This window comes from bacterium, from assembly GCA_023145965.1.
Classification (GTDB): Bacteria; UBP14; UBA6098; order UBA6098; family UBA6098; genus UBA6098.
This window is the reverse complement of sequence record JAGLDC010000005.1, coordinates 38443-48546: the sequence shown is the minus strand read 5'-3', so window position 1 is coordinate 48546 and position 10104 is coordinate 38443. Positions and strand designations below refer to the sequence as shown.

At 44.5% G+C, this 10104-nt stretch carries 9 protein-coding genes; all 9 read left to right on the top strand.

Features of this window, described 5'->3' with window-relative positions:
• A partial coding sequence (locus KAH81_00580; protein ID MCK5832146.1) for a hypothetical protein occupies positions 1–1707 on the top strand: 1707 nt, incomplete at its 5' end.
• A gap of 210 nt (positions 1708–1917) precedes the next feature.
• A complete protein-coding gene (locus KAH81_00575; protein MCK5832145.1) occupies positions 1918–2148 on the top strand; it encodes a hypothetical protein in 231 nt (76 codons plus the stop codon).
• A complete protein-coding gene (locus KAH81_00570) occupies positions 2148–2477 on the top strand; it encodes a type II toxin-antitoxin system PemK/MazF family toxin (protein MCK5832144.1) in 330 nt (109 codons plus the stop codon). Before KAH81_00575 ends, KAH81_00570 begins: the two co-directional genes overlap by 1 nt.
• A gap of 12 nt (positions 2478–2489) precedes the next feature.
• Complete coding sequence (locus KAH81_00565; protein ID MCK5832143.1) at positions 2490–2690, top strand: hypothetical protein; 201 nt, start codon at positions 2490–2492, stop codon at positions 2688–2690.
• Complete coding sequence (locus KAH81_00560) at positions 2687–2887, top strand: type II toxin-antitoxin system HicB family antitoxin (protein MCK5832142.1); 201 nt, start codon at positions 2687–2689, stop codon at positions 2885–2887. Before KAH81_00565 ends, KAH81_00560 begins: the two co-directional genes overlap by 4 nt.
• A complete protein-coding gene (locus KAH81_00555; GenBank protein ID MCK5832141.1) occupies positions 2884–3105 on the top strand; it encodes a type II toxin-antitoxin system HicA family toxin in 222 nt (73 codons plus the stop codon). The genes KAH81_00560 and KAH81_00555 overlap by 4 nt, the downstream gene beginning before the upstream one ends.
• Before the next feature lie 766 nt (positions 3106–3871).
• On the top strand, positions 3872–6580 hold the full coding sequence (locus KAH81_00550; GenBank protein MCK5832140.1) for a T9SS type A sorting domain-containing protein: 2709 nt from the start codon (positions 3872–3874) through the stop codon (positions 6578–6580).
• 277 nt (positions 6581–6857) lie between these two features.
• Positions 6858–9236 (top strand): PAS domain S-box protein, encoded by a 2379-nt coding sequence (locus KAH81_00545; protein ID MCK5832139.1) that lies wholly within the window; start codon positions 6858–6860, stop codon positions 9234–9236.
• A 12-nt stretch (positions 9237–9248) separates the two neighbouring features.
• Positions 9249–10067: a response regulator gene (locus KAH81_00540; GenBank protein ID MCK5832138.1), complete on the top strand. Its 819-nt coding sequence runs from the start codon at positions 9249–9251 to the stop codon at positions 10065–10067.
• Positions 10068–10104: the final 37 nt, after the last annotated feature.

Below are 10104 nucleotides of genomic sequence, written 5' to 3'. Positions count from 1 at the left end.
ACGATACCCAGCAGTTGCACGTATTATCCTGTGCTCACAAGCTCTCTTGGCGTGGGAACGAGTTCGTATACTTACGATTGTGCAAGCCTGACCATCAACAGCGGCGGCTCCGTTACCGGCACGAACACGAACTTCTATACGTGGCTTTATGGCACACTCGATATAAATAGCGGCGGGACATTCCACCAGAATTTCAATACCTCTGGCAGGATGGAGATTCGAAGCGGCGGCAAGCTGCAGGTTGACGGCGGCACCTGTTACATAGGCAGCAATTCGGGCTATGGGTATTCCGATATCTACCTTCGGACCGGTGGCGAGGTCGAGGTGAACAGCGGAACACTGCGAATAGACGACAGGCTTTATGTCGAAAGCGGCGCCACAGTGGATTTAAATGGCGGCAATACTTATGTGAAATATCGTGGACGCGGAGACGGTGATCACGGTTTCCGTCTCAGAAGCGGCGCTACACTCACCATGGATGGCAGCCCAAACCTGTATATCTGCGGCGCTTATAGCACATCGACGTCCTACTGCGGCCTATATTTCCACACCAGTTCGAATGTAACCTGTAACGGGGGGTTTATCCGCTTCCTGAACGGCACGGGCTATACCCACAGCTTCTACGTAAATTTCGGCGGCAAAACCGCTCGATATGTATATAACGATAAAAGCACCAACTATGTTTATACCTGCGGCAATATGAACTGCTACCAGTTGCGCGCCAATCAGGGGCGTTTCTATGTGCGCAATGCCGTCTACGCTTCGAACAACGTATATACATACAACGCCGGGCGGATATACCTCGATAATGCCAGTAGTTCCCTTAGTGGCTACTCTTATGATCTAAATAATACCGGTGGGCTGTATGTCTCGAACGGAACATGCACCTGCAGATACCGTTTCTACAAATACAACGGCGCATATGCCCAGTTTAGCGGCGGGACAACAAACATCGCCAGGGAATACTATAATTATGGCACTTTAGGCAACACGACGGTGAACGGCGGGACACTGAACTTCGGAACAGCGGGCAACTATTATTCATACAACTACAATGGGAAGTTCTACGTGACAAGCGGGACGGTCGATCTGGATTATGTTTGGAAACAAGAAAACGGTTTTACATCGAATTTGACGCAAATCGACGGCGGAACGGTTTCTGTCCAGCATCTCCAGAACTATGACGGGGTTATATCCCATTCAGGTGGCACATTGAATATAAGCCAATATTATCGAGAAAACGATGCTGGCGGGGGGATCTACTACGGCAGATTAACCGCCGTGATGAACTTAACCGGCAGCAGCTATCTCCGCCTTACGCGTGCCGGCTCGTATTTCAACCATGTCAATGTTAATGGAACATACTATATAGAAACCGGCAGCACGCAGAACTTCGATATCAACGGGAATTTCACGATTAATTTGGGCAAATCCTTCGACACTAATGGTCGCACGATGTATGTCGCCAAGAACTGGACGAACAGCGGGACGTTCACGCACGATAATAATATCGTTAGATTCGACGGTAGCACGAACTCCACCATCAGCGGTCCCACGATATTCTACGAGCTGGAGGTCAATAAGACGAACAACACGTATTGGGTGAAACCGGCGGCGAGCACGGAGCTGCACATCACGAATCTCGATGTCAGCCATCTTGGCACATTCGACGCAACCAATACCGGGCTGAATATCCGGACGCCGTAGCAAAATTCCCTTCTCCGCGCTTTTCGCGGGGAGGTAACGGACGATTTGAAAACGATGAACGCGATATTTCCCCGTAGGGGCAGGTCTTAGACCTGCCCGTCGTCAAATTACGATAATCGTGATATGGAAACGGGCGGTTCTCGAACCGCCCCTACAAATCGGGCGCGGAGACCGCGCCCCTACGGATTTGAAAAGGAAGAGTTAACATAGATGAAAACAGAATTGTCCAAACAAAAGACGAAAATCGAATTATCTAAACGAATCGACGAAAGGGTGAAATCCGCATCGGATACGCTCGGGTTCGATAAACAGGAGATAGTAGAAAGGGCTATTCTGTTTTACCTCGACACTATAGATAGACGAATCGAGTTGAAACAGGAGTTCAACGAGTGGGATATGTTGAGCGACGAAACGCTTGCGAACTTCGAGGCGGCATTGTAATGAGAAAAGGGGAAATCATATTAGTTGAAATTCCGGTTACCGGTGGACACGAGCAAGCCGGAATGCGTCCGGCAATCATTATATCGGAAGTAGAGGCTAATATCGCAATAATCATTCCCTTTACATCTAATCTCAGCGCTCTGAGATATCCGCATACTATCGAGGTTAGCCCTTCGGAGTCCAACGGATTGAAAACCGATTCTGTAGCTCTGGTCTTTCAATTAAGGGCGATAGACGATAGGCGGATTAAGGATAAACTCGGGACGCTCGATAATGAGGAGATTAATAAGATCGATAAAATGATCGTGGAGATGCTTTTAATACAATAGCATTCCCTGGATTTGAAAACAATGATTGTCGGTAGAACAGGCATTCCTGCCTGTTCGGGGACAGACAAGAATGTCCGTCCTACCGAAATTCCGACGGGCGGGTCCCCGTGCCCTCCCGTGCGGAAGATTGAAAACGATGATTGCGCTGTAGGGGACGCATATATGCGTCTCGACCGAATAAACAAGGCAGATTATGGAGGCGAGATTATATGAAATTACAGGTTGTCATCGAGCAGGATGAGACAGGATATTATGTTGCCGAGGTGCCGGGGCTACCCGGCTGCGTCTCTCAGGGGCGAACAGCAGCCGAAGCTGAAACAAATATAAAAGAGGCTATTTTAGGATGGCTATCGGTTATGAACGACAAGGCAAAGCAACGTAAGACGTTGCTGGTAGAGGTTTTGGTGTGAGCCGTCGCCTTAAATTATGCTCTGGCGCTGCTACGGTAAAAAAACTCGAACGAGCGGGATGGACAATAGATCGACAGGTTGGTTCTCATATTATGCTTGTTAAACAAGGATACCGATACACATTATCCGTTCCTCAGCACAAGGAACTTGGTGTCGGCATTCTCGGTAGGTTATTGAAACAAGCCGAACTTAGTGTCGAAGAGTTCAACGCGTTATAAAAGAAATGTGATGGGTGGAGCGATAGGAAGAGAATGCAGATTGAAAAAGAAGACAACGATATTTCCCCGTAGGGGCAGGTTTGAAACCCGCCCGCGACGGATTTGAAAACAATGATTGTCGGTAGAACAGGCATTCCTGCCTGTTCGGGGACAGACAAGAATGTCCGTCCTACCGAAATTCCGACGGGCGGGTCCCCGTGCCCTCCCGGCGCGGTAAAACCGAATGGCGTTGGCGTGACGAGCGGGAGCACACAGGGGTGCTCCCCTACGAAATGGGTTAAATTACCCAAATCGCCGTAAGTTCTTTAAAATCAATGAAATAACGCAGTCGATTGTGTGATAAAAGCATTCAATCAATGAGATCGATGTTCCGTCTCTCGAATAGCCTTCATATAATGCTTGTAACAAAGGCGCTGGTATTCCGGCGCCTTTGTAAATTGTTCACTTCATGGCAGAGATTTAAAGTGAGCTTTGACAGAGTTTTTTTGTTGTTTTGAAATCTACATTAAACCATTGAAATATTTAGGATGAAGGCATATAATTAGAGGATAGCGTAATAATATAGTTAAAAATGATAACTGGGGAATATTCCCCTTAGCGGATGTTGATAATCGGGGATAATGCCCAAAGAGAATTTTACTTTTGAATTTAATGTATTGATATTCATATGGTTAGCGTTTTGGTATGGTCTGTGCATTAGTTTTTAACGAGAGTTGGGTTGGGTTGTATTTTAATTGAGGAACAAGGCCCGTTTAAGGAGGGCGTTATGGTAAAGAAAAATAGTGTTTTATTAATTTCCGCCATTTTAATGCTTTGTCTTACAGGTGTGGTGTTAGGCCAATATAAGATGGAGCGAAATACTTTTGCGCCGGGCGTTCCGGGCAAAAGTGATGCCGGCTCGACCTATATAATGAGCGAGGGCGCTATCGCGCAAACTGCGGCCGATATCACCGAAGATGGGACTTATGTCGACCAGCAGGGCTACATCCATCGGCCATTCAATCTGCAGATAGACTATTCCATGGCCGATCTTGGATACACACCGACCTTCGATGCCGAGCTGACGCCCCAACAAGGTTGGTATGAACCTACAGGAAAATTGGAGATACACGCCGAGGCTCAGGTTGTCGTGGTCGATACACTGTTTTACTTCGACCATTGGAGTTCAACTACCGGCGCTTCGTTTAACGACGCAGCGGCGAACGATACATGGTTCCCATTCTATCAAAGCCACAGCGTTTCAGCCGTTTACAAGACTCAATACAAGGTTATTTTTGCAGCCAATACAAAAAATGATGAAGATTACGTCGATTGGGATCCTGTTACTTATACACAAATGAAGACACTTGATGCCTCCGATTATGTGAAGGTTTCTTATTCCAATCAGGGGTCATCCGCCGAAACCACTCCAATTTACGATGGCACCTCTGTTACAACTTGGGCTGACTATGATCAGGATTGGACATTTGACGATTACAATGAAAGCTATGTTCCTGCTTCTGACGTAATTCGTTGGCTTACAATAGATACAGACCACACCGGACCGATTTCTGCGGCACAAGCGGGAGCTACAGTTACTTGCGATTACTATCAGCAATTTAAATGTGTTGTCGACATAGTTTATAACCCGCTTACAGGAACACCCGGCACGGTTGATGGTGTTACCTGGAATGAATGTAATGTTGCCGGAACACCAACCACTGGCTATACTGACGACAATGACTGGGTGACCACCCCAAGCTGGGCCGATGCTGCTTGCCATTTAGCCTTCCCTGAAATAACCACCGGTGGATGGTTTACTGTAAACCTCCGCGAGTGGGAGCCGCTGGATAAGCCTTTAACAAAAACCATCGTTTATGGCGAAAGAATTGTGGCAATGATGGCGGCGAATATGCTGATGTGGCGTGGCTATAGCCTTATGGGTGTTCCGCTTTATCCTGTTGAAGACACTGTAGCTTATCGTGAGCATGTCGAGCGAGAGGGTGGTTCTGTGCCAGCGGGATGGCCGCCCGCAATGGGTAGAAGCGATGGCAGAGGAGACCAAGAAGTTGTTGTATATGACGATCTCGACTCGAATTGCGTGCTTTGCGATGCTATAAGCATCGAGGACTCAGTATTTGGCGTCTATGGAAATTGGTGGAGCGTCAGCAAATATTATCCTGAAACTGGCGCTTACCGTCGCTACCGTGGACCCGGTGTTCCCATCGAGGGTAGCGTCGAACCTTTCTGGCCGGGTCGCGGTTACTGGTTCATTCAGGATCACTGTGATTCACTTCCTATCGATGTTTTTGGAACGCTTGTTGATACTACCGAACCTTATGATATTCCTCTTGGCGTTTTCAATGGCTCTTCTTACTCTATGTATAACATGATTGCTAATCCATTCTTCGACCCTGATTTAAGCGATACAATAGATGTCCAATGGGCCGAAGCACAGGTTTATCTTGCTTCGGATACCACAGTTAAAAAAGTGGTTGATGAAGCTGCGACCTCGGGATGGATAGATGCTACCGCACAGGTATATCGTGATGGGGGCTATGTTCCAATGAATGCCTCGATTGGAGATGAAGATGCGATTTTCGAGGCTGAGGGAGTTTGGGTTAAGACAGGAGATGCACCAGCCATTATCGACGATACTGTATATATCAGAATGCGTCCGCATAGCCTAATTGCTCGTAGGCGTGAGCGCCCAGCGCCGATCTACGAGATTGTCTCGCAATGGAAAGTTAGGCTCGGTGCAGAATGCGAGATTTATGGCCAGCGCGATTTTGCCAACTTCATTGGATATAGAGAATACAGTGAAATGGCTGCTAATCCGGTTTATTCAACTTATGAAATGCCTGATTATACCTATCCCGCGCCGCATCTTCGAGTTTTCATGCTCGATGATGAGAGCCAAGAGGTTTCCTCGATGTTCAAAGGCGAGCGCACATCTGTAATGAGCTGGCCAGCTGTCATTGATGGACGCGCTGTGAAGGGCCAAAAAGTTAATGTTAGCTGGGATGTCGATGACATTCCCGAAGGAATGCGTCTTCACCTGAAAGACCCCGCCCATGATGAATATATCGATATGCTGGAGCAGAAGGATTATAGCTTCATTGGTGATGGCAATATCTATAATATAGAGATCATCGCCAATGCTCCTCTTGCCTGGGTTGCAAAGGAAGTTGGCGAGGTTGCGGCTGTTCCTAAGCAGTTCTATATCGAGTCCCCGATGCCGAATCCGTTCAATGCCAGCACTCGTATCGAGTTTGGCCTTGCGGAGGGCGATGGTGGTGTGGTTCGCGTCGAGGTGTTCGATTTACTCGGTCGGAAAATTAACACGATTCATGATGGCATCCTCGACCCAGGTATCCACCGTTATACATGGACAGGCATTGATGATCTCGGTCGTGATGTTGCAAGCGGAACATACTTCATACGCTTCAACGGCGCAGGTCGCGAGATTACAAAACAGGTTAGCTTGATTAAATAGAACCCATTCTTCATTATACATTGTTTATGGAAAAAAAAGTCCGGTCTCACCGCCGGGCTTTTTCGTTTCCCTCCGATCCTTTCCCGGATTGAAAGATTTAGGGGCTTTTTAGAGGATAGTTGCGGAAATATTGATTTTCTCTTTCAAGTCCGTATATATCTAGAAATTACATAAAATTGTTGCTCATTTGTCAATAATAATTAAAATAATCAATAATATATATCTCGTGAATTATTAATAAGGCGATTTGCAATAATTCAATATTTGTTTGTTAGAAATGAAATTCATTAAAAACCAAAAACATAATAGCATAAAGATCACTTTAATGGCGATTCTTGCCATTGCTTTAGTAATATTTAGCATAAGTATAGATCTAGTAAACGAGATCTATCAATTTCTATTATCCTATGTGTCTATTCCTTTAACGCATACGCTTGTCAATATAGTTTTTTTAATCCAATTACTTGCAATCTTATTCGCATATAGAAAATGGTGGACTTCCAACAAAAGAGAACAGGAGCTTTCAAAGATAATCGATGGCATTAGCCCAGATACTCTTATTGTAACGAATGGATTAGGTGAAATAATCCTATCTAATCGGGCTGCTGAAAGGATGTTCGGTTATTCACAAGACGAGCTTATAGGCCTTGAACAAACTGATCTTATCTCATCTATAACTAAAAACACCGATGCGCTTCCCGACCCAATAGAATCCCTTAAAAATGAGGGTTTTTTGATAGGTCTTTCGAAAGCTAAAAGCAAAGATGGTTTGACTTTCCCCGCAGAAGTTATATCAACATCTTTACAAGATAATGGAGGAGCTGCTGTTCTCATAAGAAACATTACAGAAAAGGTCGATTTTCAGGATGAGATTTTTCATTATAAAAATCGCCTCGAGGAGATTGTTGCCAAAAGGACAAAAGAACTTCGAGATACCAAAATATCTCTTATCAAGGAAATTGACGAACACCGCCGGTCCAAGGAAGAAATCCAAAATCTTGCTCAATTCCACGAAAGTGTTGTAGATAATGCAAAAATATGGATGGATGTTATAGATTCTGAGGGGCGCGTTCTTCTTTGGAACAAGGCTGCAGAGGAAATTAGTGGCTATACTCGCGACGAGGTTGTTGGAAACGATATAATATGGGAAAAACTTTACGATAAAAGGACCTCGGAAAGCTTAAAAGAAAAGGTTTTAAGCGCTTTTAGAAATAATGAAGAAGTTGAGATCGAAACGGTTATTAAAGCTCGAAATGGCGAATTAAAAACCATAGTATGGATTTCGCGCTATTTAAGGAACAAAAAAGGGGGGAATTATAGCGCTCTTTATCTTGGGAGAGAAATAACCCAAGAAAAGATCGCAAACGCTCAGGCTAAAAAGAGGCTCGAGGAAATGAAATTCCTTTCAGACTCGAGTATTGCTTTTCTCGGGATATCCTCCCAAAAAAAGCTATTCGAGTTCCTTGCTAAGGGTCTCAGAAAATTATATCCTTCATCTAAAATCCTCGTAAATTCAAAAAATACAGAGACCATGGAGTTTGTGATCGAGGCATATGCAAATATCGAGGATATACGCGAGCTTCTTCGCCGAAAGCTCGGGAAAGATATGATAGGAATAGGATTCAAGCTTAACGATGATAATGCTATTGCGCAACTGCTTTCGAGTCGTTTAGTTTGTCTTCAATCTATGGGGGACCTAAACGCCCTGAGTTTTGGGCAAATACCCAAAACCGTATCTGAGGAGATAAAAGAGGAGCTTAATTTAGGTAATATTTACACCATCGGTTTCTCATGGGATAGGCAACTTTTTGGAAGCGCTAATATTATCACTACAGAACAAACCGATATAGATAATGCAGACATTATCGAGTCCTTCATCAATCAGGCCTCGGTTGCTCTCAGTCGTATCCGTGCCGAGAAGGAAATGGTTGAGGCAAAACGTATCGCCGAAAAAGCTAATAAGGCCAAGACTCAGTTTTTGGCTAATATGAGTCACGAAATCCGCACCCCTCTTAATGGGCTGCTCGGGATGACAGAGATTACACTTCGTTCGCAGTTAAACGCTGAACAACGAGAGAATATTCGCCTGGCTTACAAATCGGGTAAGGACTTGCTCAAAATAGTAAATAATATACTCGATCTCTCGAAGATCGAGGCAGGCGAGATGAGGCTAGCTGAGGAGGAATTCTCTCTTCGCGAAACTGTTTTATCTCTCAGAAATAAAATGGTTGTTCTCGCGAAAAAGAAGGTTCTTGATTTTTCGATCGAGATTTCTTCCGATGTCACAGATTTGCTTATTGGCGATGCATTTAGGTTGGAGCAGGTCCTCTTGAACCTCGTTTCCAATGCAATTAAGTTTACTGATGAAGGCTCGGTTCGAGTTGTAATTAGAGAGATAAAAAACAGTGATAAGAAAAAAGAAACAATCAAGTTCGATATAATCGATACTGGTATTGGTATTCCAAAAGAAAAAATGAAAATGATTTTCGAAAGTTATCAACAAGCGGATAGTTCCACTAAATATAAAAAAGGCACGGGTTTGGGCATTGCGATAGCTAAAAGTATCATTATATTGATGGGAGGAGATATAGAGGTAGAAAGCGAAGTTGGTATTGGCAGCGATTTTCATTTCACTATCGTGTTCGATTTATCATAAAGGAATTACGATATGGCTTATAGATATAGTTTAGAAGGAAAAAAAGTCCTCCTTGTTGCTCGCGACAGTGAAGAGAATAAAAATATAGCTGAGAGTTACGAGATATGGGGCTTCGAATTAATAGTCGAACCCGACGAAAAAAAGGCTCTTAAATTCCTAAAAAACTCAAAAAAAAGTGGTAATCCAGTCGATATAGTTGTTTGGGATACAACGGATAGTGATTCGAAACCTCTGGAGGTTGCCGAATCTCTTAAGAAAATGCACGAGGATTTTATTAGGGTATCTGTTCTTATCACCGATAGTGAAAGCTACGAAGAGAGAGAGAAGATTCTCAATAGCGGGATAACTTTTTGTCTTTCAAAACCGGTTTCGCCACCAGAATTACTCGACTCATCTCTGGATATACTTGGTGTCGAGGGCTATGGTCGCCGCGAGAGTTGCGGGGTTGATGATGAGTCTTTTAAGCGCATCTTACTTGTTGAGGATCACTATGTTAACCAACGAGTTGTGAAATCGATGTTATGCGAAGCTGGTTGGGCAGTCGAGTTCGCAAATAGCGGAAAAAACGCTCTTGTCCTCTGGGAATATGGCGATTACGATGCTATACTTATGGATATTGGTATCCCCGATCTCAATGGTGTAGAAATCACAAGAAGGATTCGCGAGAATGAGAATTCGAGCGGTGGGCATATACCGATTGTAGCACTTACTGCGCACGCTTTGCCCGGAGATAAAGAACGGTTTCTTGCCGCTGGGATGGACGAATATATCAGCAAACCCTTCAATTTCGAGAAGCTCCACAGGACTCTACAAAAAGTAATGAAAACTTGATTTTAAATTATATTTGTTTAAATTGCTTATATGTAGA